The sequence below is a fragment of the Pseudomonas sp. S150 genome, assembly GCF_004526365.1.
Taxonomy (GTDB): domain Bacteria; phylum Pseudomonadota; class Gammaproteobacteria; order Pseudomonadales; family Pseudomonadaceae; genus Aquipseudomonas; species Aquipseudomonas putida_A.
This window is the reverse complement of the sequence record NZ_CP038207.1, coordinates 2533356-2557085: the sequence shown is the minus strand read 5'-3', so window position 1 is coordinate 2557085 and position 23730 is coordinate 2533356. Positions and strand designations below refer to the sequence as shown.

The following is a 23730-nucleotide window of genomic DNA, read 5'->3' as shown; positions in this document are numbered from 1 at the left end:
AATGCCCTACAGATAACGCCTACTTTCCCGACTTCTTTCCATGTTGATCCCCCGCAAAGTCCGCGCACCTCTTTCATGTGCGCGAGTGCTTGCGAATGTTCCAAACCGATCGGCTCCTGGCCCTGAACAACAGCATCGGCCTGCTGGTGGTTGCCGCCCTGAACCCGCAACACCCGGACTTCGAAACGCTGATCCGCGAGTTCCGCCTGTGCCTGAACAACTACGAGGCCTGGGCCGAGCAGCTCTGGACGGGTACGGCACTGGATGTCGAGCAGGTGTTCAAGGTCGGCGACGACGTGCACCTCAGCGCTCCGGTCAAATCCCGCCAGCCGATCCAGACCCCGGTGGTCATGTGCCCCGCCAGCGGCCCGTTGACCTTGGTGCACCTGTTCGAGGCGGCGCGGTTCGTACCGATCGGCGATACCCCGGTGATGCTGGAACCGGTGATCGGCGAAATCGGCGGTGTATTGAGTTTCGGTGAACCGCTGCGCCATACCATCGGCCCGAGCGGCATTCTGGAAGTGCGCGACTGCGACCGGGGCCAGCGTTATCGCATCACCTTCTTTCCTGATGTGTCCAGCGCCCATATCCAAGCGCTGTATGCCTCCTATGAAGAGATTCTGGACGGGCTGGAGGTCTGGCTTCGCCAGGAGTGGGATGGGTTTCAGCCGCTGTGGGCGGAGTTTTCCGGCGCCGGTTTGGCTGATCGTTACCAGCAGTTGCAACAGGCCGACTGGCGCGGTTTCGAGAAAGCCCTGCACGACATCTGGGATGACGTTAAACAGCTGTTTGCCCTGCTCGCCGACCTGCAGGCCAACAGCGAAAAACTCCTGCAGTACCTGAGCGATGTCGAGCTGCAAGCGCTGCTCGACGCCTCCGGCGAGGCCATCGCCAATGGCTTGCTGATCCTCAGTGACGAGCCGTTGCTGTTTATCCATCTGGCAGCGTTCACCAGTTGGCTGAAGATGCTGCCGCCGCAGTATCTGGCAGAAGTAGTGGCCGAAGTCCGGGTCGAGTTGTTGATCAGCTTTTTGCTGATGCGCGTTTCCGGCGGCGTTGGCGTGCCCGTGCGACTGAGCAGCAAGGTGCTGAGCAAGATCAAGTCGCCCCGGGCTCGGCAATGGCTGGCCGCATCGGCCTTGCGCCTGAGCGAACTGACTTCCCCTGCGGATCTGAACAAGCATGCGGGCGCGTTGAAGCCATTGATGGTCAATGCACGCAATGTGTCTTTGAAGCCGACACCAGCGATCCCTCTGAACATTCGCCAGGCCGACTCGGTCGTGCTGAGTGTGCCGAATCCGGCGCCGATGGCGCGGGAAAAGTCGCGGAACACCACCCGGATGGAGCGTCACGAACCCCGCGACGATGCTTCGAACCAGGCCAAAAACCCCAACGGCGACAGCGCCGATTGCGCGCCGCTGACCTGCACCAACGGCTGTCCGGTGTCGATGGTTACCGGCGAAGAACTGCTGACCCTGACCGACGGCACGCTCGATGGTTTGCTGCCGTTCGAGTTCACCCGGTTGTACCGCACCAGCGCGGTGGAGATCGATGTCGGGCTGGGGTTTGCCTGGAGCCATTCGCTGGCGCATCGGCTGGAGTTTGATGGCGAGGCGGTGATCTGGGTCGATCACGAGAACCGCCGCACGCGTTTTCCGTTGCCCAGCGTTGAGCGCCCGGGGATTCACAACAGCCTGTCGCGGGCGGCGATTTTTCTCGGCGATGAGCCGGAGGAACTGATCCTCGCGCTGGCCGGGGATACGGCGCGGTTTTATCACTTTCGTGCCGGGCGGCTGGTGGCGGTCAGTGATGCGTATGGCAATCGTCTGACGGTGCATCGCGATTTTTCCGAGCGTGTGCAGCGCCTGGATAACGGGGCCGGGCGGTCGCTGTTGTTGCGCTACGACCGGGCGCATCTGGTGGCGGTTGATTACCAGGTGCTTGAGGTTGATGGCTGGCGCACCGAGCAAACGCTGGTCAGTTATTGCTACGACGCGCGTCAGCGGTTGTTGGCCGCGACCAATGCGGTCGGTGACAGTGAGCGTTACGACTACGACGATCAGCACGTCATCCTGCAGCGGCAACTGACCGGCGGCGCGAGTTTCTTCTGGGAATGGGAACGCTCGGGCAAGTCGGCGCGTTGCGTGCGGCACTGGGCGTCGTTCGCGCAGATGGACACCCGTTACGTCTGGGCCGATGACGGCAGCGTCGCGGTGCACTACGTCGATGGCAGCGAAGAAACCTACGTCCACGACGACAGCGCACGGCTGGTGCGCAAGGTCGCGGCCGATGGCGGTGAGCACCTCAAGGCTTATGACGATCAGGGTCGACTGATCGCCGAGCAGGATCCGCTGGGCGCGGTCACCGAATACCGCTACGACGACGTCGGACGGCTGATCGCGCTGCTTCCGCCGGACGATGAGCCAACGTCCTACGAGTACCGCAACGGATTCCTGCACAGCCGTTCTCGCGGTGAAGCGGTGTGGACGTTTCGGCGCAACGCCGAGGGCGATGTCACCGAGGCGGTCGATCCTGACGGTCAGGTCACCCATTACTACTACGACACGCGCGGGCAGTTGCTGTCGATCCGCTACCCGGACAGCAGCCGGCACAAGTTGTCGTGGAACGACCTCGGGCAACTGATCGAGGAAACCCTGCCCGACGGTGGTGTGCGGCGCTTTTCCTACGACGCGCTGGGGCGACGGACGACCACTTGCGACGAACACGGCGCGATCACCCGCCAGCAGTGGGACGCTGTTGGCCGACTAATTCAGACGACCTTTCCTACGGGCGCCACCCGTGCCTACAGCTACGGCGCCTACGGCCAGGTCACTGCCGAGCGCGACGAACTCGGGCACCTCACCCGCTACGAGTATGACGACGACCTGCACCGGGTCTCGCGCAAGATCAATCCCGACGGCACGCGGGTGCAGTACCGCTACGACCATGCGCAACTGCTGCTGACGGAAATCGAGAACGAGTCCGGGGAAAAGTATCGCCTGGACTACACGCCAACCGGATTGATCCGACAGGAAACTGGCTTCGACGGCCGGCGCACCGCTTACGCCTACGACCGCAACGGGCACCTGCTGGAAAAGAACGAGTTCGGTGATGACGGCTCGACGCTGGTCACCGTCTACGCGCGTGATGCGGCCGGGCGCTTGCTGCTGAAAACCCTGCCGGACGGGGTTGAGGTGGCTTACACCTATGACCGACTGGGCCGTTTGACCGGGGTCGATGACGGTCAAAAGCATCCACTGGCCTTTGAATATGACCGGCAGGACCGGCTGATCACCGAGCATCAGGGCTGGGGCACCCTGCGTTATGTCTACGACGCTTGCGGCCAGCTCAAGCGCCAGCGTCTGCCGGACAACAGCAAGCTCGACTATCACTACGCCAAGGGCGGCGCGCTGACCGCCATCGACCTCAATGGCACGGCTGACCAGTCACGTCTACCTGTCCGGTCGCGAACAACAACGCCAGCAAGGCCTGCTGCGCAGCGATTATGCCTACGACGATCAGGGACGTTTACTCGCCCACGCTGTAGGTCATCAGCACGACTCGCTGTATCGCCGGGATTATGCCTACAGCGCCAACGGCAACCTCGAGCACATTGCCGACAGCCGCCACGGCCAGCGCACCTATGGCTATGACGCCCTCGACCGCTTGATCCGCGTCCGTCACTCGCGCGACGAACTGCCGGAATCCTTCGCCCACGACCCGGCCGGCAACCTGCTGATGCAGGATCGTCCCGGCCCGACCCGGATCAAGGGTAATCGCCTGCTGATGCAGGGCGACCGCCATTACGACTACGACGCCTTCGGCAACCTGATCCGCGAACGCCGTGGCCGCGACCAGCAACTCGTCACCGAGTACCGCTACGACTGCCAGCACCGCCTGATCGGCCTGACCCGCGCCGACGGCCAAACCGCGACCTACCAATACGACGCCTTCGGCCGGCGCATTCGCAAAACCGTCGACGGCCAGACCACCGAGTTCTTCTGGCAAGGCGACCACCTCGTCGCCGAAAGCGGCCCTAACCACCACCGCAGCTACGTCTACGAACCCGGCACCTTCCGCCCACTGGCGCTGCTCGACGGCAAAGGTCCGAAAAAGGCCTGCCCGTTCTACTACCAACTCGACCACCTCGGCACCCCGCAGGAACTCACCGACTACAGCGGCGAAATCGTCTGGTCGGCGCAGTACGACGCCTACGGCAAGGTGTCGGCGATCACCCTCGCGGGCGAGGACTACCTGGACCAGCCGCTGCGGTTTCAAGGGCAGTATTTCGATGCGGAGAGTGGGCTGCATTACAACCGGCACCGGTATTACGACCCGAGGTTGGGGCGGTATCTGACGCCGGATCCGGTGAAGTTGGCTGGAGGACTCAACCAATACCAGTACACGCCGAATCCGACGGGGTGGGTGGATCCGTTGGGGTTGAACTCCAACTGCCCGCCGCCGAATAAGCCTGGGTGTGAAGTACCGGGTGGGATTGGCGGGGCTAAGGTTGACGAGGGTGAGCCGAAACTACCGACCATTGCTCACAATATAGATCCGAAAACTTTGAAGCGTGTACATACAATAGAGGGAAAAACCTCAACCAGGACAGTCGAAGATTATAAAAATAAAATGCGCAACGGATACGGCCCAACCGATCCCATCACCGTAATAGAACATGACGGCAACCTATATATCTTGGACGGACACCATCGCGCAGCAGCTGCACGACATACTTCGACCAATGTGACAATCAAACTCATAACAGATCTAAAAACGTATAACGGAGCTCTAAGAAGTATTGAAGATGTATTGGAATCAGCAAACAATGTGGGCCTGGACAGGTTGGAGCACCGGAGAAGAAGATGAGCGATCAAAATGAAGCTTTGGACATCCTGATAAATGACTTTATCTCCATGGTAGAGTCCAGCACGCTGATATTTGAGCGCAAATTTGGCACTCGTGACATTCGACGGCTCTGGTACACCAAGACAATAAAGCGACGAGGAAGAGTCACTCGAGGCGTTAAATATGAATTGCATGGTGTTGGCTGCCGCATCAATCTATCGACAGGAAGCGTAGATTTTGACTATGGCCCAAACGGTGAAATTAATGGGTTTGATACTTGGCGCCTATACAATTTTGCCCGCGAAAGACCATCTAAACATAGGAAATATTGCGATGAAAAAATCATTAAAAAAGAACTGGAAGAATATCTTAATTTAAAAAAAATCAAAAAAATGTCAGCCTTCAGTAACCTGTATGTATGGGCTGACTCAAAAGAAACCGATTAAACATGACCACGAAAAGGGCCTGTTCACTCAGGCCCTTAAAAACAAATCCAAATTTTCAATCCACCTTACTCCCCCTCACTGCTCATCCTCATCCTCCTCATACTCCATATCTGCCTCATCCGCATCATTCAACGGCACCGTCGCATCATCCATCAGCGACCCCGGATCCTCGTTCCCCGGATCATTGATAAACGGCAGACCACTCGGGCCTTTTTCTTCCTTGCCTTCGGTTTCGGGCGTCATGGCAAACCTCTACGTCTGGTGGGTTGTATAACGTTCGAAAAGCCTTACAGCCAATCGTTCCAGTGTCCGGCCGCCAGAAACGAAAAACCCGGCGCCAGGCCGGGTTGGTTTTCGAATATTCAATCAGTGATGGCGGTTTTTATGTTTGTACTTGTTGTGCTTGTGACCACCACCGGAATGAGCTCTGCCACCGTCGTCACCCAGGTTGTTGCCCACCGCACCACCCGCTGCGCCGCCCAAACCGGCACCAATGGCCGAACCGGTGGAGCCGCCCAAGCTGTTGCCGACCACCGAGCCGCCGGCAGCGCCGAGACCACCGCCAATGGCGGCTTCGGTGCGATTGTGTTTATTCGCCCCGACCGCGCTGCCCGCCGCACCGCCGACGCCTGCGCCAACCGCGGCACCAGTGCTGCCACCGAGCTGGCCACCGACCACGTTACCGAGTACACCGCCCAAACCGCCACCGACGGCGGCGCTGCCATCTCCGGCGGCCATCGCACCTTGAGCGATGAATAATCCGAAAAACAGTGCAGACAATGACAAGCGCATTTGAACCTCACAGTTCCCGAATCGGGAGGGTATGCCCATAGGGCCTATGTCAGATTGGAGACACTTTTCGAGAAAACGTTCAGCCATGAAAAAGCCCGACATCGAGCCGGGCTTTTTCTGACAAACAAACGTTCGATATCAGTGACGCTTGTGACCTTTGGACAGGTTAGCGCCGACGGCACCACCCGCAGCGCCACCAAGACCGGCGCCAATGGTTGCACCATTCCGGCCGCCCAGGCTGTTGCCGATCACCGAACCACCGGCCGCGCCAACACCACCACCAATAGCCGCTTTGGTGCGGCTGCCCTTGCCGGCAGCCATCGCACTGCCCGCCGCGCCTGCAACACCGGCACCAATCGCTGCGCCAGTGCTGCCGCCCATCTTCTGGCCGACCACGTTACCCAGCACGCCACCCAGACCGCCGCCGAGTGCAGCAGTACCCTCACCGGCGACCGCACCTTGAGCAACCAGAAGCCCCAGAACCAGAGCAGGCAATGTTAGACGCATGACGAAAACCTCAAAAATAGGGAGATCAAAAGGGGCCGAGATTGAAAGCTGCCGACGCGCTGAAGTCCAGACAAATCAGCTGCCGCCGCGCACTTGGCGCCGATTGGACAGCGATTTCGCCAAAGGTTTTATCGCAGGCAAAAAAAAGCCCGCTGGGGAGACGGGCTGGAGACTTGCTTTCTAACGGATGGCTTCACCCTACGTCCGTGGACGTGAAAAGTTTGTGAAAAACACCAACCCCGTCCAAGAGTTTGTAGGAGATTTCCTTTTCATAAACAGCAGGCATAAAAAACCCCGTTCATAGACGGGGTCGTTCGGTCTCACTTTATTTTCTTGAGCGGGCCGAGACCTTTGGAAGGAATTTGGCTTTCGGCCCCTTGGGTGCCGTGGACTTGATCTTGCCGGTCTGCACCGGATCCTCGCCAAAGCCCGATTGGTACTCCGTCTGGCCGCAACGGACACAGTTGTTGAATGAAAATTCGGCTCCATCGTCTTCGATATACGGGTCAGTCATAGCCTCTCCCCTTTGCAATAGATCGACACCGGCAAAGCCCTTTTGCCTGAAAAAATATCGACCTCCAAGGCTTTTGAGACTAGCCGGTCATTACCGGACTTGTGGTTCAGCTAGACCGATGCCCGACGAATGGCCTACACCTGCTCAACATCCGAACCAACCGTTGATCTCACAACGCTAAAGATTCCCGACCACAGGCCGTTGCCCTTTTTCATACAAATGAATCTCAAGGAGAGAATATGAAAATCAACGGATTCCCGGAAATGCCTGTCGTAAAACTCACGGACGAACAAATCGCTGCCGGCAAAGCCGCCGGTGAAAAATTCAAGGAAAAGCTCGCTTCAGGCGACATCACCATCACCTACCCGGACAAACCGGTTCTGACCCCTGGCGTTATCTACCACCCGAGTCAGCCGGCCGATCCGACGCCCTCCACCGGCACCCCGCCGATGGTCGCAATCGATACGCCCCTGACCTATGACGCCCACGGGCTTGTCATCCTCAAGCCACAGGGCTGATCGAAAGCAGAAAAGCAAAAAGCCCATTCATCATCTGAATGGGCTCGCTTGAACACCGCGACTGCATCAACGCAACTTGACCGCCGTACCCGTCGCGAACACCGCAACCATGCCACCCTTGCCCGCCGGCATGCTGATCTCGAAATCCAGCCCGACCACCGCATCCGCCTGCAACGCCCGCGCCCGTTCCTTGATCTCGTCCGTCGCCTGAACCCGCGCCTCTTTCAACGCACGCTCCAGCGTCTGCGAGCGCCCACCGAAAAAATCGCGCATGCCGGCAAACATGTCACGGATCACGTTGACGCCCTGCACCGACTCCGCGCTGACAATGTCCAGGTACGCGGTGATCTGTCGGCCTTCGATGGCGTGGGTGGTGGAGATGATCATGGGAACAGTCCTTTTTTCTACGGATAAAGCGACGATTGTAATGCGCTATGGCGAATCAGGCCGAACCCTTCCTGTGTAACCTGTACGTCGAATTATTCTAAAGGCAGGACGAAGGCGGAGCGTGCAAGTGCAAAAGCCCGACTCGCCCCTTTGTAGCACGCCAGTCCCCAACTCGTTCTATCGCCCTCCGCGTCCCTCAGTCAGCTCGTTCACACCAATCCTGGTGTCAGCACAAGTCCTACAATGTGCAACTCATAGGGCGAGATGTCACTTTTCTAAGTAGGAATTTTAAAATATTACACATTAAAATTTAGCTAGTAAAAAGCCGCCTCATAGGCGGCTCAGCACTTGGGCAATACTTGAGATTAGAGGTAGCGAACACTCAACTCATTCATCGTACAGTTCGTTTATTTGCAACCTCACGCAGTCAGTTTTTATAGCAATCGTGAACTCAACTGCACAGATTATATTTTCTTTAGCATCCCTGTAAGCTCTCTTCCCGATGGACCATCCATTACGAGATAACTAACTTTGTCTCCAACGGAAAGGTATTGCTTTCCGGTATTCCAATCAAAATTTTCTCCTATAGCGATGGCAACATCCTTACTCCCATCATCCGGACTGATAATGGCAAATTTTTGCGCTGGACTTCCCCAAACGATGCCAATCTCCGAAAATGATTTAACAACCCCCTTGACATTTCTCTCTGACATATTGATCTCCTTACAAGTGATATAAAAGCTTAATTACGCCGTCCCCACAGATAAGGCGCTGCACGGAGAAATTTGTATACTGTAAAACTTGACAGGTATTACGATTCAGCTCTGTAGAAAACAAACCGTTCGTCGCCTCATTCATGCTCTAGAAATTCATAACTCAAACAACATATTTAGTGTGTTCAAACGAGCTGGTGCTCTCCTGCGAATCATGGTCCTGTCTGGTGCCAGATCTGCCTTACGTAAATGAAAAAGACTGGCTGACTAAAAATCCTCTTCATCCTTTCGCGAACCTGGTTGCATGGTCAGTGCCCGCATACCTATACCAGCCAATTGCATACCCAAGTGCGGTGCTTCGATTGACTTGATTGCTAAGCAGATTGGGAATAACAACTGGAACTCGTCCGGCAGCACCGCCGGCATTTTCCCGAGTCGACCAAGCTCGCTGTGAACAGTTTCGGGGCACTAACTAGGAGCTGGGCTGACCATCTAAAACAACAGCGTGGCCGCGACTTCTTTCGGGTACAAAAACAAGGCAAAGGTCCACGGGCGGCCGCGTTGGGATGACATTCAAATCGATCAGATTTACCACCTGGACCTGCAAGACTGGATTCAGGGGCCGCTGTCGAAGCGCCTGAAGAACAAGACCATCCGCGACATCATCTGCAATGTGCGCCAGGTGTTCAGACTCTACCGCACACGGCAGAAGGTCGCGCACGATCCGACTGAGGGTTATTCGTGCGTCTGCCCGATCCAGACGCACCGGATCCATTCACCAGGGCGGAGATAGAGCAGATTCTCGAAACACGCACCAACCGCACCCAGGAACTGCTGATGGTTCAGTTCATGATTTGGGCAGGCCCACGGGTGTCGGAGACCATCGCGCTGGCGTGGGAGGACGTCGATCTGAAACAAGGAACGGTGACTTTCCGCAGGTCAAAGGTGCGGGGGCCAATCGCGTGACGAAGACTCGGCGCTCTACGCGCAAGGTGCGTTTGTTGGCGTGGGACGCCCTTCGCAAACTGGATGTGATCAACCAGCTCAAAACGGTGGACACCGTCGACGTTGTTGAGCGGGACAACAAGACAGTCCGCAAACACAAGCTGCACTTCGTATTCCTCAACACCAAGAGCGGCCTGCCGCACGTCAGCGACTTTGTCGTGAGGGACAGGTTCTTCAAAGCGCACTTAAATGCGGCCGGCGTTCGATATCGTGGGCCGGGCCAGTGCCGCCATACCTATGCCAGCCAGTTGCTGACTACCGGCGTGGCATCGGTTGACTGGATTGCGGAACAGATGGGCCACACCAGCGCGAATATGATCCGGCAGCACTATGGAATATGGATTAACGAGGATGGGCCGGACGTTATAGCCATGCTCCAAAATGCGCTCAAAATATAAGACGCCTGAGCACCCTCTCCGAATTTAGAGCAGGTACTCAGGTTTTTTATCACATGTTTGCCTTAAGCCAGTCTTGGCAGCCTTTATTGAAGCTGACAGTCCAAGCAGCTCCCTTAGACATAGGCGCCACCAGGAGCCGGTCATTGCCGTCAATGAACTGGAGCAAATAATCCGCAATTTGTTTAGCGGTATGATCGGTCTTAACCAGCCATGTTGAATCTAAGCAATGCCAGTAATTCGGGAAGGTCTTCTGAATCGCGGGAACGATCTTTGAATAATCTTTCCCGGGCTTGATCAAATCGTAGCCAATAAAAAACACACCCATGTAATCGCTCCTGTTAGGCGAAATGCCCAAGGAGGCAGGCTAGCTTATGGATGCTATTTTGCCATTACGGCTGAGGATGCTGAGTATCCGTTTCCCGGATACGAATGAACAACGAGCACAACCACTATCACCAAAAATAGGCCCCTTAGCGCGTCATCCTGCAGGTAGGAAGCAGCCCGTATTCCCATGGATGTTCCCATATAGGCCTTTTTTACTCCCCTGAAAACACAAAACCCCTGAAAACCTTAACGTTTTCAGGGGTTTAGTCGTTTCAAATTTGGCGGTGAAGGAGAGATTCGAACTCTCGATACAGTTTCCTGTATACACACTTTCCAGGCGTGCTCCTTAAGCCACTCGGACACTTCACCGTATCTCTTCAAACATGTTCTGTCTGTCGAGGCGCGCTAATGTAGTCGAAAGCTTTTCTGATGGCAAACTTTTTTTCAGAATTTTCATGCGGTTAAGACAAAAAGGCGTTTCGCCCCACCTTGGGCGATGGCAAACCGGCCAATCTCTGGTGACGGCCGCCCTTCTATATAGAAGCAGAACGGTGTGCTACGCCGGGCGCGGCCGGAAACGGTGACCGGCGAGTCAGTCACAGTGCTTTACCTGGCCTACGGCGGTGGGTAACGTCTGCCCATCTTTCTTACAAGGAATAGCGTCATGAGTGAGTTGATTGCCTACCACCTCGAAGACGGTATCGCGACCCTGACCTTGAACAACGGCAAGGTCAATGCCATTTCCCCGGACGTGATTGCGGCGTTCAACGCGGCGCTGGATCAGGCGAAGACTGATCGTGCCATCGTGATCATTACCGGTCAGCCGGGGATTCTGTCGGGCGGCTATGACTTGAAGGTGATGACCGCCGGGCCTAAAGAAGCCGTGGCGCTGGTGACTGCGGGTTCGACACTCGCCCGTCGCCTGCTGTCCCACCCGTTTCCGGTGATCGTTGCCTGCCCAGGCCACGCCGTGGCCAAAGGTGCATTCCTGCTGCTGTCCGCCGACTACCGCATCGGTGTCGACGGCCCGTTCAGCATCGGTCTGAACGAAGTGCAGATCGGCATGACCATGCACCACGCCGGCATCGAGCTGGCGCGTGATCGCCTGCGCCGCTCGGCGTTCCACCGTTCGGTGATCAACGGCGAGATGTTTGATCCGAAAAGCGCGGTGGATGCCGGTTTCCTCGACAAGGTGGTGGCTGCCGAAGAGCTGCAAGCCGCAGCCCTGGCAGCGGCGCGTCAGTTGAAGAAGATCAACATGAACGCGCACAAGAACACCAAGCTCAAAGTGCGCAAGGCGCTGCTCGAAGCCCTCGACAACGCGATCATCCAGGATCAGGAGCACCTGGGCTGAGCCCACGCTTCCCGAGCCGAAGAAAAGCCCGACCGTCGTGTCGGGCTTTTCTTGCGCGATCGGTTGATCATCCGCCGACAGCTCTAGGACGCGTCTGACGATCAACTTGGAAACATGCGCTTAAACATCGCCTATCTCCGGACTCTATAGCAGCAATTGCCGAAAACAGTGCACATCCGTACACTGCGCCACCTTTTGTCCCGGTGGGGCCTGAAAATGCTGTTTGTGTTTCGTATGTTATTGATGGGCCTGCACTTTATTCTGGCCGGCGTGTTGGGGGTGATCCTCGGGCTGTGCCGTCCGTTCAATCCGGACAACAGCCGACTGTGCGCCCGCCTCTACGCCCTTCCGGCCATGTGCATCCTGCGTTTGCGGGTGAAGGCCGACGTCGGTCCGTTGATGAATAAGCCCGATAGCTGCGTGATCGTTGCCAACCATCAGTCCAACTACGACCTGTTCGTGTTCGGCAACGTGGTGCCCCGGCGGACCGTGTGCATCGGCAAGAAAAGCCTGAAATGGGTGCCGCTGTTCGGGCAACTGTTCTGGCTCGCGGGCAACGTGTTGATTGATCGTGGCAACGCGCACAAGGCGCGCAAGTCGATGCTCACCACCACCCACACCTTGCAGCACGAAGACACGTCGATCTGGGTATTCCCGGAAGGCACGCGCAACCTCGGTGAAGAACTGCTGCCGTTCAAGAAAGGCGCGTTCCAGATGGCGATCGCCGCCGGTGTGCCGATCATGCCGGTGTGCGTCAGCAGCTACATCAAGCACATGCGCCTGAACCGCTGGCGCAGCGGGAAAATTCTCATACGCTCGCTGCCGGCGATTCCTACAGCCGGGCTGACCATGGATGACATGCCCATGCTCATGTCCCAGTGCCGCGAGCAGATGCGCGAATGCATCGCCGCGATGGATCAGCAGCTGCAAGCTGCGTGAAAAAAACCCGCCTTGTGCGGGTTTTCTTTTGCCGGGTGAACTGTACAGATTTCACTGACTCTCAAGCAGCGACACAGCTAAGCTGAAGCCTTGTATTCCCTGCCATCTGCCAAGAAGAAGTGAACCACTACCATGGGTCGAGTTGTTGCTGCTGCGGTTTACAGCGCCGGTAAGAAAGTCACCAATATCACGCTTGACGAAGGTGCCGCCTGGGCCGCAAAAACCGGACATTTTGTCTGGATCGGCCTGGAAGAGCCGGACGCTCAGGAGCTGGCCAATCTGCAGCGCCAGTTCAACCTGCACGAACTGGCCATTGAAGACGCCCTGGAAAAACACAGCCGGCCGAAGCTGGAAACCTTTGGTGACGCCTTGTTTATCGTCACCTACTCGCCAATCCGCGAACATGGGATCTTGCAGTTCATCGAAACACACATCTTCGCCGGCAAGGGCTACATCATCACCGCCCGCAACGGCCACTCGGCGTCCTACGCGCATGTCCGCCAACGCTGTGAGGCGCGGCCGCTGTTGCTGGAGCACGGCGAAGATTTCGTCCTGTATGCGCTGCTGGATTTCGTCATCGAAAACTACCAACCGGTGGGCGAAGCGATTCATGCCGAGATCGATGAACTGGAGCGCAACGTGCTGTGCAGTGCGTTGAACGAGCATGACATTCAGAAACTCCACGGTCTGCGCCGCGACGTGTTGCGCCTGCGCCGCTATGCAGCGCCGATGGTGGAGATTGGCGAGGAGCTGCAGAAGCTGAGCTTCCCGTTCATCGACAAGAACATGCGCCCGTACTTCCGCGATGTGCAGATTCACGTCACGCGGCAGATGGAAGACCTGACTACGCTGGCGGACATCGCCAGCCAGACCATCGAGGTCGGTGTGTTGCTGGAAGCGTCGCGGCAGAGTGTGGTGCAACGCAAGTTTGCCGCGTGGGCGGCGATTCTGGCATTCCCGACGGCGGTGGCGGGGATTTACGGGATGAACTTCCAGAACATGCCGGAGCTGAGCTGGCACTACGGCTATTTCGCTGTGTTGGGGTTTATTACGGTGGGGTGTGTGAGTTTGTGGGCGAGTTTCAAGAGGTCGGGGTGGTTGTAGGGAAGCAAAAGCAAAAGATCGCAGCCTGCGGCAGCTCCTACAGGGTGTAACCACCCCGATGTAGGAACTGCCGCAGGCTGCGATCTTTTGATCTGCTATCAAGCAGCCTCAGGCTTGTGCGCCACAAACCGCATCATCCATTCCGCCACGGTGGTGCCATGGTGCTCCTGCTCCAGGCTGGCCACGCCTTTCGAGTAGATCTGCGAACCCAGCGCTTCCTGGCGCAGATCCAGCAGCGCCCGCGAATAGTCGTGAATGAATTCCGGGTGGCCCTGGAAGCACAGCACCTGATCGTTGATGTGGTACGCGGCAAACGGGCAGAAATCGCTGGAAGCGATGACCGTGGCGTTTTCCGGCAGCGCAGTGACCTGATCCTGGTGGCTGATCAGCAGCGTCAGCTCTTCTCGCACCGGGCTCATCCACGGCGCCTTGGCCGCCAGTTTGTAGTTGTGGGTGCCGACGCCCCAGCCTTGGCTGGCGCGCTCGCTCTTGCCACCTAGCAGCAGCGCCAGCAATTGATGGCCGAAGCACACGCCGAGCAGCTTGTCGCCACGCTCGTAGCGGGTCAGCAGGTATTGCTTGAGGGTCTGGATCCACGGGTCGGTGCCGAACGAATCGGCCTTGCTGCCGGTGATCAGGTACGCATCGAAGGTCAGGTCGTCGCTGGGGTATTCGCCCTGCATCACGTTGTACACGGTGAACTCGGCGGCAATCGGTTGCTGCGAGAACAGGCGCTGAAACATCTGCCCGTAACCCTGATATTGATCGACCAGTTCCGGACGCAGGATGTCGGTTTCCAGAATGCAGATGCGTAGCGACATAAAAAATACCTGACACGTGATGGGAATAATGAACACCCCAGAGCCTGCCTTGAAACACCCCGGCAAGGCAAGCCCCGCAGCGTTCACCCGATCACTTAAAACAGCTCGCCTCTCGCAGCTTTTTCCAGCAACAGGGCCGGTGGCGCAAAGCGCTCGCCGTACTGCTCGGCCAGATACTGCGCGCGTGCGACGAAGTCCTGTACCCCGTACTGATTAATGAACTGCAAGGCGCCGCCGGTCCAAGGCGCAAATCCGATGCCGAAGATCGAGCCGACGTTGGCATCCACTGTCGAGGTGAGCACGCCCTCCTCCACGCAGCGCACGGTTTCCAGGGCTTGCACGAACAGCAGACGATCACGCACATCCTTCGGCGAAATCTGCCCGTCGGCCTTCTCGAAGCGCGTCTTCAACTCCGGCCACAGATGTTTCTGACCACCCGCCGGGTAATCGTAGAAACCACCGCCAGCGGCTTTGCCCGGGCGCTTGTATTCGTTGAGCAGCAAGTCAATCACGGCGAAGGCCGGGTGTTCTATCAGCGGTTTCCCTTCCGCTTGCAGGTCCTTGGTCGTTTGCTGACGGATATGGCTCATCAGGCTGAGGGAAACTTCGTCGGAGATCGCCAGCGGCCCGACCGGCATCCCGCCCTTGCGCGCTTCGGTCTCGATCATCGGCGCGCTCACGCCCTCGCCGAGCATGGCGATGCCTTCATTGGTGAAGGTGCCAAACACCCGCGAGGTAAAGAAGCCGCGACTGTCATTGACCACGATCGGGGTTTTCTTGATTTGCAGGACGAAGTCGAAACCGCGCGCCAGGGTTTCAGCACTGGTCTGCGCACCTTTGATGATTTCCACCAGCGGCATTTTGTCCACCGGGCTGAAGAAGTGCAGACCGATGAACTTACTCTGATCGGGTACTGCGGTCGCCAGCCCGGTGATCGGCAAGGTCGAAGTGTTGGAGGCCATCACCGCGTCAGCACCGACAATCTTTTGCGCTGCCGACGAGACCTTGGCCTTGAGTTCGCGATCCTCGAACACCGCCTCGATGATCAGATCACAACCCGCCAGATCCGCATCATTTTCAGTGATGTGAATCCGCGCCAGCAACGCTTCGCGCTTTTCGGCCGTCATCTGGCCACGGGCGACTTTCTTGTCCAGCAGCGCCGCCGAATGGGCCTTGCCCTTCTCGGCCGCCGCCAGGTTGATGTCCTTGAGCACCACATCGATACCAGCCGAGGCACTGACGAAGGCGATCCCGGCGCCCATCATGCCCGCACCGAGCACACCGACCTTGCGCGTGACATATGGCGCAAAACCCTGCGGCCGCGAACTGCCGGCGTTGATCTCGTTGAGCTGGAACCAGAAGGTGCCGATCAGGTTTTTCGAGATCTGCCCGGTGGTCAGTTCGGTGAAATAGCGGGTTTCGATCAGGTGCGCGGTGTCGAAATCAACCTGCGCGCCTTCCACCGCCGCACACAGAATCTTCTCTGGCGCCGGCAGCGTGCCCTGAGTCTTGCTGCGCAGGATCGACGGCGCTATCGCCAGCATCTGCGCGACTTTCGGATTCGACGGTGTGCCGCCGGGGATCTGATAACCCTTCACGTCCCAACGCTGCACCGCGCCCGGGTTGGCGACAATCCAGGCGCGCGCCTTGGCCAGCAACTCGTCACGATCCGCCGCCAGTTCATCGATCAGACCGGCCTGCAATGCCTGTTGCGGGCGCACCTTTTTGCCTTCGAGCAAGTACGGCAAGGCTTTTTCGATGCCGAGCATACGCACCATGCGCACCACCCCGCCGCCGCCCGGCAGCAGGCCCAGCGTCACTTCCGGCAGACCGAGTTGCACCATCGAATCGTCCAGCGCCACCCGGTGATGGCAGGCCAGACAGATTTCCCAGCCACCGCCGAGCGCGGCGCCGTTGATCGCCGCGACCACCGGTTTGCCGAGGGTTTCCAGGGTGCGCAACTGCCCCTTGAGGCTCAGCACCATGTCATAGAACGCTTTGGCCTCGGGTTTGCCGACCTTGATCAGCTCATTGAGGTCGCCGCCGGCAAAGAAGGTTTTCTTCGCCGAGGTGATGATCACCCCGGCGATGCTGTCTTTTTCCGCCACTAGCCGCGCAACGCAGGCGCCCATGGCCTGGCGGTACACGGCGTTCATGGTGTTGGCGCTCTGGCCCGGCATGTCGATGGTCAACACGACGATGGCGTCCTGGCCTTTTTCGTAACGAATGGCTTCGCTCATAACAAGGTTTCCTTGAATTCGGGGCTCAGAGGCGTTCGATGATGGTGGCAATGCCCATGCCGCCGCCGACGCACAGCGTCGCCAGGCCGTAGCGCAGGCGCCGGGTTTCCAGTTCATCGAGCAAGGTGCCGAGGATCGCGCAACCGGTCGCGCCCAGCGGGTGGCCCATGGCGATCGAGCCGCCGTTGACGTTGACCTTGTCCGGGTCCACCGCCATGTCCTTGATGAACTTGAGCACCACCGAGGCAAATGCCTCATTGACCTCGAACAGGTCGATGTCTTCCACGCGCAAACCCGCCTTGGCCAAGGCCTTGCGGGTGGCCGGTGCCGGGCCGGTGAGCATGATGGTCGGGTCAGTGCTGGTGACCGCTGTGGCGACGATCCGGGCCCGCGGTTGCAGGCCCAGTGCACGACCCTTGGCTTCGGAGCCGATCAACATCAGCGCCGCACCGTCAACGATCCCGGAGCTGTTGCCCGGCGTGTGCACGTGGTTGATCCGCTCGACGTGGCTGTAAACCCGCAGCGCGGTGGCATCAAACCCCATCTGGCCGATCATTTCGAAACTTGGCTTGAGTTTGCCGAGGCCTTCCATCGTCGACTCGGCGCGAATGAATTCGTCGTGATCGAGCAGGATGATGCCGTTCTGATCCTGCACCGGCACCAGCGACTTGTTGAACGAGCCGTCGGCCCGCGCCCGTGCAGCTTTTTGCTGCGAGTGCAACGCGTAGGCATCGACATCCTCACGGCCGAAGCCCTCAAGGGTGGCGATCAGGTCCGCACCAACGCCCTGCGGGGTGAAGTGGCTGTGCAGATTGGTTTGCGGATCCAGTGCCCAGGCGCCGCCGTCGCTGCCCATCGGCACCCGCGACATCGACTCGACGCCACCGACCACCACCAGATCCTCGAAGCCCGAACGCACCTTCATCGCGCCGAGGTTCACTGCCTCCAGGCCCGAGGCGCAGAAGCGGTTGATCTGCACACCCGCGACGCTGACATCCCAGTCGGCTACCTGCACTGCGGTTTTGGCGATGTCCGAGCCTTGATCGCCGATCGGCGTGACGCAGCCGAGCACCACATCATCGACCTGACTGGTGTCCAGCGCGGTACGGCTTTGCAGTGCGGTCAACAACCCGGCGACCAGATTCACCGGTTTGACGCTGTGCAGCGCGCCATCGGCCTTGCCTTTGCCGCGGGGCGTGCGTAACGCATCGAAAATCAAAGCTTGGGTCATGACGTCCTCGAACCTGTGCGGTGAGTGAATTTCGTAGTGTCACTGTTGTCCCGAGCGCCCATGGATTCAATGACCACAGCGCTCAATGACGTTGACGTGCACGCTCAGACGGACGGTCATCCACCCTCAGGTGAACCGGTTCAGGTCAGCGAGTTGTCTAGCCAGCGGGCGGCGAAGAAGCTGGCAATAAGCCTCATGCCGTTTTTATCGCCAACGGCAGCAAATACATATGAAATGGATCTAAGCCAAGCGTGACGCGGGCTCTAAGGTAGTAAATGTACGTCAGGGTCGTCGGGTTTTGCCGGGGCCGACGTTCTTCAACAGGAAGTGCAGCGTTTGCCGTCATGGATATGCAGGCAGACATCAGGAAATAACAATAAAGGCGGTCAAGCCATGTTCAAACAACCGAAAGTTCGTCAAGCAGGACTCATTCTTTTCGCCACCACGCTGCTGTTGATTTTGCCCAATCTGACCAAGGTGATTGGCTGACTCAAGCGGCAGGCGTCCGCTATCGCCAGACAAAATGTGACTGGCCCGCTACCCGGGCCAGCGTGGCTGTGCGAACCTTTGCGCACTTCCACGACAGGGACGGCGATCATTTGAAAACGCTCATTGTGTTCTGGGCCTTGCTGCTGAGCATGCCCTTGTCTGCGGCGCAGCTCACGCTGGAGCTGGGCGCGAACAGTCGCACCTGGCAGACCGAAGAGATGCTCAAGCATCCGCAAGCACAAACTCTGACCATCAAGAACGATGTGTCCTACAAGAAGGACATGACTTATCGAGCCGTGCCCGTGGCGGCGCTGCTCACCGGCATCAAGCCCGACGATCACTTGCAAGCCGTGGCGCTGGACGGTTTTGCCGCAGAATTGAGTGCTGCACCGCTGCTCAACAGCAAAGGCGCGCAGGCCTGGCTGGCGATCGAGGACCCGACGCAGCCGTGGCCGCCGCTGTCCGAGGGTAAACACAGCGCCGGGCCGTTCTATCTGGTATGGACTGACCCGCAGGCCGGCAACATCAGCCCTGAGCAATGGCCGTTCCAAGTGGCGAGCATCAAGCGCATGGCGCCGGTGGCCGAGCGCTTCCCGGCGCTGTTGCCGGATCCCAAGCTGAAAGCGGATGACCCGGTGAATCAGGGTTTTGCGCTGTTTCAGAAGAACTGCCTGGCCTGCCACCGGTTGAACGGTGCGGGGGATGCGCAGTTCGGGCCGGACTTGAATATTCCGTACAACCCGACCGAGTATTTCGGCGCCGATTTCCTCAAGCGCTACATTCGCGATCCACAGAGCTTGCGCCAGTGGCCTCAGGCGAAGATGCCGGGGTTTTCGGCAGAGGTGTTGCCGGAGAGGGATTTGCAGTTGTTGATCGGCTATTTGCAACACATGGCTGGGCGCAAGGTTAAACCATAAGCGTTGCGGTGATATCACCGGCCTCTTCGCTGGCAAGCCAGCTCCCACAGGTTAGCGCTGACTCTGAATTCGCGGTAATCCTGTGGGAGCTGGCTTGCCAGCGATAGCGGTATCCCGGATCTACTGTTGTTGCACGGAAATAACCGGCGTCGGCGACACGAACACCTTCGCATGCATCTGCTCACAACCACCGCCCCGGCGCATGCCGCGCACCGGGCAGGCATCCAGATAATCCAGGCCCACCGCCAGTTTCAGATGCCGCTCCGGTCGGGCCAACTGGTTGGTCACATCAAAGCTGTACCAGGCGTCATCCAGCCACGCTTCGGCCCAGGCGTGACTGGCCAGATGCTCGGCGTCCTCGCTGTACAGATAACCCGACACATAACGCGACGGAATCCCCAGGCTGCGTGCACAGGCGAGAAACGCATGGGTGTGATCCTGACAAACCCCGGCGCGCCCGGCAAAGGCTTCGGCGGCGCTGGTGTCGACTTCAGTCGAACCCGGCGTATAGCTGATGTGCTGGTTCAAACCGTGCATCAGGTCGATCAGCGCGGTGCGATCGCGCCGCTGCTTACAGGATTTGTCGGCAAACGCCCGTAGCCCTTCGTCGGCCTCGGTCAGCCGGGTGAAACGCAGGAACGGCAGCGCCGACTGGCTCTCATGCTCGGCCTCACGCAATTCGTCGATATCGACCTGGCCGCGGGCGCCGATGATGATCGCTTCGTGCGGCTCATCCATGGTCAGCACGTGCAGGATATTGCCGAACGGATCGAGCTGGGCGCGCACCGGACGCGGCAGGTCGAGCTGCCAGCTCAACACGTGCTGACGCTCGCTGTCGTGCGGGGTCAGGCGCAGATACTGGATGCTCGCCCGCACCTGATCTTCATAGTGATAGGTGGTCTCGTGGCTAATGGAAAGTCTCATGCAGCCTCCAGGTATGAACTGTGAATCGCGTTGCCCAGCTGGCGCACCAGCGGGATGAATTCGGTGAGCCAGGCGTGCAGGCCTTCGGCGAGGATTTCGTTGATGCCGGTGTAGCGCAGACGCGCGTCCATTTCGGCGGCAAGGCGTTGTGCCGGACGGCCATTCGCGCCGGGCAACTGGGCGAGGATCTGGTCGATTTCCTCGGTGCAGGCGCGCAACGAGCGCGGCACATCGGCGCGCAACAGCAGCAGCTCGGCGACATGCCGGGCGCCGGGGGCGTCGCGGTAGATCTCGGTGTAGGCCTCGAACGATGACAGCGCTCGCAACAGTGCACTCCACTGGTAATAGGCGTGCGCCGTACCGTCACTGACGGCCTCGGCCTGATCGCCGGCCATTTCATAGCGCGCATCGAGCAGGCGCAGCGTGTTATCCGCACGCTCGATGAACGTCCCCAGACGAATGAAACGGAACGCATCGTTGCGCATGATCGTGCCGTAGGACGCGCCACGGAACAGGTGCGAGCGCTCCTTGATCCACTCGCAGAAACGGCTCATGCCGTAACGACTGAGGCCCTGCTCGGCAATGCCGCGAATCTCCAGCCAGGTAGCGTTGATGTTCTCCCACATGTCCGCGGTGATACGCCCGCGCACCGCATGCGCACTGGCCCGCGCCGCGCCGAGGCAACTGTAGATGCTCGCCGGGTTGGCCGCGTCCAGGGCGAAGAAATGCAGCAGGCGTTCGGCATGCAGTTCGCCGTGACGCTCCAGATAATCGTCGAGGGTGCCGGTGATCAACAGCGGCATCGCCAGTTCGTGCAAACCGTCGCCGCGACCGTCCTGCGGCATCAGCGACAGCGAATAGCTGATATCGAGCATCCGCGCGAGGTTTTCCGCCCGCTCCAGGTAACGCGACATCCAGTACAGATCCGAGGCAGTTCTACTTAACATGGCAAGCTTCCTTCAATCCTCGACCACCCAGGTGTCCTTGGTGCCGCCGCCCTGGGAGGAATTCACCACCAGGGAGCCTTCACGCAGGGCGACACGGGTCAAACCGCCGGGCACGACCCGGGTTTCGCGGCCAGACAATACAAACGGACGCAGGTCGATATGACGCGGCGCAATGCCGTTTTCGACAAAGGTCGGACAGGTCGACAGCGACAATGTCGGCTGCGCAATGTACGCGTGGGGCTTGGCCTTGATCCGCTCACGGAACGCATCGATCTGCGCCGTGGTTGACGCCGGCCCCACCAGCATTCCGTAACCGCCGGAGCCCTGGGTTTCCTTGACCACCAGATCCGGAAGATTGGCCAGTACGTGGGAAAGTTCCGAGGGGTTGCGGCACTGCCAGGTCGGCACGTTCTTCAGGATCGGTTCTTCATCGAGGTAGAAACGGATCATCTCGGTGACAAACGGGTACACCGATTTGTCATCCGCCACCCCGGTACCGATGGCATTGGCCAGCACCACGTTGCCCGAGCGATACGACGACAACAGTCCCGGTACACCGAGCATCGAATCGGGGTTGAACGCCAGCGGATCGAGGAACGCGTCATCGAGACGGCGATAAATCACGTCCACCGCTTTCGGCCCGTCGGTGGTGCGCATGAAGACCTTGTCGTCACGCACAAACAGGTCGGCGCCCTCCACCAGTTCAACGCCCATTTCCCGCGCCAGGAAAGCGTGTTCGAAGAACGCACTGTTGAAGCGCCCCGGCGTCAGTACCACCACGCTCGGGTCGTCGATCGGGCTGGAGCTTTTCAGGGTGTCGAGCAACAGATTCGGGTAGTGGTCGATGGGCGCGATGCGCTGGGCGGCGAACAGCTCCGGGAACAGACGCATCATCATTTTGCGGTCTTCGAGCATGTAGCTGACGCCGCTCGGAGTACGCAGGTTGTCTTCGAGCACGTAGTAAGTGCCATCGCCGTCGCGCACAAGGTCGACGCCGGAGATGTGCGAATAGATGTCGCGGTGCAGATCCAGGCCCTGCATCGCCAACTGGTACTGCTCGTTGGCCAGCACCTGTTCGGCAGGGATAATCCCGGCCTTGATGATGCGCTGCTCGTGATAAAGGTCGGCGAGGAACATGTTCAACGCCTTGACCCGCTGGATGCAGCCGCGCTCGACGATCCGCCACTCGCTGGCGGGAATGCTGCGCGGGATGGTGTCGAACGGAATCAGGCGCTCGGTGCCCTGCTCGTCGCCATAGAGCGTGAACGTGATCCCGGCCCGGTGGAACAGCAGATCGGCCTCGCGTCGCCGTTGTGCCAGCAACTCGTCAGGCGTGTCGGCCAGCCAGCGGGCGAACTCCCGGTAATGCGGGCGGACCTGGCCGCCGGCATCGTACATTTCATCAAAATAGGTGCGGATCATGCCGTACTCCTTGTCACCCGGACCTACAGGCCTTCGCAAGGCCCGTGCCATCGGCATAAACGCTTTGATTTCAATCGGTTGGATAATCACGCCGCAAGCACCGCACCATTCCTGTGCGGCAAATGCCCCAAGCCGATTGCCCCCGCCTCATTGCGACGCATTGCATCGCCTATCACCAGCATAGTCAGAGTTGATTTCACCGCTCGCACCGAGCTGCGGATAATCGGCGCATCCGCTGAAAACTTCCCCGGTGAAGACTTCAGCTCCACTGATCCGGACTGCCCGCGCAGTCCCCGCAGGCCGTAACCCTGACCGGTTTCCTCTCCTTATCGGTCTTCCCTTTAGCCACCCTCTCCGGTGGCTTTTTTTTGCCCGGGATTCTTGTTTCAGGGTTTTGCCACGGGCTATTCGGCGGCCAGAAACGACAACGGCCAACCCGAAGGTCAGCCGTTGCTCAATACCTGAAACCAGAGATCAGTTCAGACGATGGCGGTTACGCACCTCCTGCTTGACGCCCCAGCCCTCGATGATGCCGCCCAGCGGCTCGACCACGGCAGAGAAACCTTGCTCGAAATCGCCAATGTCGTCATAGGTTGCGTACATCACTTTGCTCAGTTCCAGCGACCAGGCGCCATCGTCGCGCGCACTGACCTGGGCATTGATGGATTCACCACGAAATTTGCCTGCCGCCCTGCGCGCCCGCTCCTCGTCCGGGAAAATGGCGTAGAACTCGATGGGATGGAACCGGGAAAAGTCGAAACCGCCTTCTTTCATGCGGCGCAGAACATTGCTGCTGATGTCTTCTTGATAGGCTGTGCTCATGAATCGTCCCCCTCGGATAGATGGATAGACTTTCCGTATTCCCGCCCCGGGCCTTACAGGCCAAAGTA

Annotated in this window: 20 protein-coding genes, 1 tRNA gene and 2 pseudogenes; 8 read left to right on the top strand and 15 right to left on the bottom strand. The window is 58.8% G+C overall.

The annotated features are described in order from the left end of the window. Nucleotides 1-95: 95 nt before the first annotated feature. Together E3Z29_RS11865 and E3Z29_RS11860 are read left to right on the top strand one after the other, a co-directional pair. Nucleotides 96-4869, top strand: a pseudogene (locus E3Z29_RS11865) (RHS repeat-associated core domain-containing protein). Continuing rightward, nucleotides 4866-5294, top strand: a complete 429-nt coding sequence (locus E3Z29_RS11860) for a hypothetical protein (protein ID WP_096797772.1) — start codon at nt 4866-4868, stop codon at nt 5292-5294. Before E3Z29_RS11865 ends, E3Z29_RS11860 begins: the two are co-directional and overlap by 4 nt. A gap of 75 nt (nt 5295-5369) precedes the next feature. Here E3Z29_RS11860 and E3Z29_RS29380 read toward each other — a convergent pair whose 3' ends face one another. The 4 genes from E3Z29_RS29380 to E3Z29_RS11845 form a co-directional block, all read right to left on the bottom strand. After that, nucleotides 5370-5537, bottom strand: a complete 168-nt coding sequence (locus tag E3Z29_RS29380) for a hypothetical protein (RefSeq protein ID WP_003223252.1) — start codon at nt 5535-5537, stop codon at nt 5370-5372. 123 nt (nt 5538-5660) lie between these two features. Continuing rightward, nucleotides 5661-6086 carry a YMGG-like glycine zipper-containing protein gene (locus tag E3Z29_RS11855; RefSeq protein WP_027613308.1) on the bottom strand — a complete coding sequence of 142 codons (426 nt, stop codon included), beginning with the start codon at nt 6084-6086 and terminating at the stop codon, nt 5661-5663. 138 nt (nt 6087-6224) lie between these two features. Next, nucleotides 6225-6593, bottom strand: a complete 369-nt coding sequence (locus tag E3Z29_RS11850) for a glycine zipper domain-containing protein (RefSeq protein WP_134785836.1) — start codon at nt 6591-6593, stop codon at nt 6225-6227. A gap of 325 nt (nt 6594-6918) precedes the next feature. Beyond that, on the bottom strand, nt 6919-7107 hold the full coding sequence (locus tag E3Z29_RS11845) for a hypothetical protein (protein ID WP_007960727.1): 189 nt from the start codon (nt 7105-7107) through the stop codon (nt 6919-6921). Nucleotides 7108-7346: 239 nt separating this feature from the next. On the opposite strand from E3Z29_RS11845, the gene E3Z29_RS11840 reads away from it, so the two are divergent. After that, nucleotides 7347-7625: a hypothetical protein gene (locus E3Z29_RS11840; RefSeq protein WP_027613310.1), complete on the top strand. Its 279-nt coding sequence runs from the start codon at nt 7347-7349 to the stop codon at nt 7623-7625. Between the two features lie 66 nt (nt 7626-7691). Here the strand turns inward: E3Z29_RS11840 and E3Z29_RS11835 are convergent, their stop codons facing one another. Together E3Z29_RS11835 and E3Z29_RS11830 are read right to left on the bottom strand one after the other, a co-directional pair. Further along, nucleotides 7692-8012, bottom strand: coding sequence for a YbjQ family protein (locus E3Z29_RS11835; protein WP_134785835.1), 321 nt, complete (start codon nt 8010-8012; stop codon nt 7692-7694). A 464-nt stretch (nt 8013-8476) separates the two neighbouring features. Beyond that, the gene (locus E3Z29_RS11830) at nt 8477-8725 is read right to left on the bottom strand and encodes a hypothetical protein (protein ID WP_134785834.1); all 249 of its coding nucleotides are present in this window, start codon (nt 8723-8725) and stop codon (nt 8477-8479) included. Between the two features lie 414 nt (nt 8726-9139). Here E3Z29_RS11830 and E3Z29_RS11825 point away from each other — a divergent pair. Continuing rightward, nucleotides 9140-10128: pseudogene (locus E3Z29_RS11825) on the top strand (tyrosine-type recombinase/integrase); the annotation flags it as partial. Nucleotides 10129-10177: 49 nt separating this feature from the next. Here the strand turns inward: E3Z29_RS11825 and E3Z29_RS11820 are convergent. Next, entirely contained in the window at nt 10178-10453 is a 276-nt protein-coding gene (locus E3Z29_RS11820) for a SinR family protein (protein WP_098967936.1), read from the bottom strand. Nucleotides 10454-10731: 278 nt separating this feature from the next. Further along, nucleotides 10732-10821 (bottom strand) — tRNA-Ser (locus E3Z29_RS11815). 295 nt (nt 10822-11116) lie between these two features. On the opposite strand from E3Z29_RS11815, the gene E3Z29_RS11810 reads away from it, so the two are divergent. The 3 genes from E3Z29_RS11810 (at nt 11117) to E3Z29_RS11800 (ending at nt 13849) form a co-directional block, all read left to right on the top strand. Beyond that, nucleotides 11117-11806, top strand: coding sequence for a crotonase/enoyl-CoA hydratase family protein (locus tag E3Z29_RS11810; protein WP_134785833.1), 690 nt, complete (start codon nt 11117-11119; stop codon nt 11804-11806). 216 nt (nt 11807-12022) lie between these two features. Then, a complete protein-coding gene (locus E3Z29_RS11805; protein WP_098967935.1) occupies nt 12023-12745 on the top strand; it encodes a 1-acylglycerol-3-phosphate O-acyltransferase in 723 nt (240 codons plus the stop codon). A gap of 132 nt (nt 12746-12877) precedes the next feature. Next, nucleotides 12878-13849: a magnesium and cobalt transport protein CorA gene (locus E3Z29_RS11800; protein WP_134785832.1), complete on the top strand. Its 972-nt coding sequence runs from the start codon at nt 12878-12880 to the stop codon at nt 13847-13849. Nucleotides 13850-13947: 98 nt separating this feature from the next. On the opposite strand, the gene E3Z29_RS11795 is transcribed toward E3Z29_RS11800, so the two are convergent. The 3 genes from E3Z29_RS11795 to E3Z29_RS11785 form a co-directional block, all read right to left on the bottom strand. Continuing rightward, nucleotides 13948-14670, bottom strand: coding sequence for an amidotransferase (locus tag E3Z29_RS11795; RefSeq protein WP_095139972.1), 723 nt, complete (start codon nt 14668-14670; stop codon nt 13948-13950). A gap of 95 nt (nt 14671-14765) precedes the next feature. After that, entirely contained in the window at nt 14766-16910 is a 2145-nt protein-coding gene (locus E3Z29_RS11790) for a 3-hydroxyacyl-CoA dehydrogenase NAD-binding domain-containing protein (protein ID WP_134785831.1), read from the bottom strand. Nucleotides 16911-16935: 25 nt separating this feature from the next. Continuing rightward, on the bottom strand, nt 16936-18141 hold the full coding sequence (locus tag E3Z29_RS11785) for an acetyl-CoA C-acetyltransferase (RefSeq protein WP_098967931.1): 1206 nt from the start codon (nt 18139-18141) through the stop codon (nt 16936-16938). 638 nt (nt 18142-18779) lie between these two features. Here E3Z29_RS11785 and E3Z29_RS11780 point away from each other — a divergent pair. Continuing rightward, a complete protein-coding gene (locus E3Z29_RS11780; protein WP_134787560.1) occupies nt 18780-19547 on the top strand; it encodes a cytochrome c in 768 nt (255 codons plus the stop codon). Between the two features lie 120 nt (nt 19548-19667). Here E3Z29_RS11780 and E3Z29_RS11775 read toward each other — a convergent pair whose 3' ends face one another. The 4 genes from E3Z29_RS11775 to E3Z29_RS11760 all read right to left on the bottom strand — a co-directional run bounded on the left by E3Z29_RS11775 (nt 19668) and on the right by E3Z29_RS11760 (nt 23662). Then, nucleotides 19668-20471, bottom strand: coding sequence for a transglutaminase family protein (locus E3Z29_RS11775; RefSeq protein WP_098967930.1), 804 nt, complete (start codon nt 20469-20471; stop codon nt 19668-19670). Next, nucleotides 20468-21418, bottom strand: a complete 951-nt coding sequence (locus E3Z29_RS11770; RefSeq protein ID WP_027613321.1) for an alpha-E domain-containing protein — start codon at nt 21416-21418, stop codon at nt 20468-20470. The genes E3Z29_RS11775 and E3Z29_RS11770 overlap by 4 nt, the downstream gene beginning before the upstream one ends. A 12-nt stretch (nt 21419-21430) precedes the next feature. Further along, entirely contained in the window at nt 21431-22840 is a 1410-nt protein-coding gene (locus E3Z29_RS11765; RefSeq protein WP_083366520.1) for a circularly permuted type 2 ATP-grasp protein, read from the bottom strand. A 474-nt stretch (nt 22841-23314) separates the two neighbouring features. Further along, nucleotides 23315-23662 (bottom strand): ribonuclease E inhibitor RraB, encoded by a 348-nt coding sequence (locus E3Z29_RS11760; protein WP_007960698.1) that lies wholly within the window; start codon nt 23660-23662, stop codon nt 23315-23317. Nucleotides 23663-23730 lie beyond the last annotated feature (68 nt).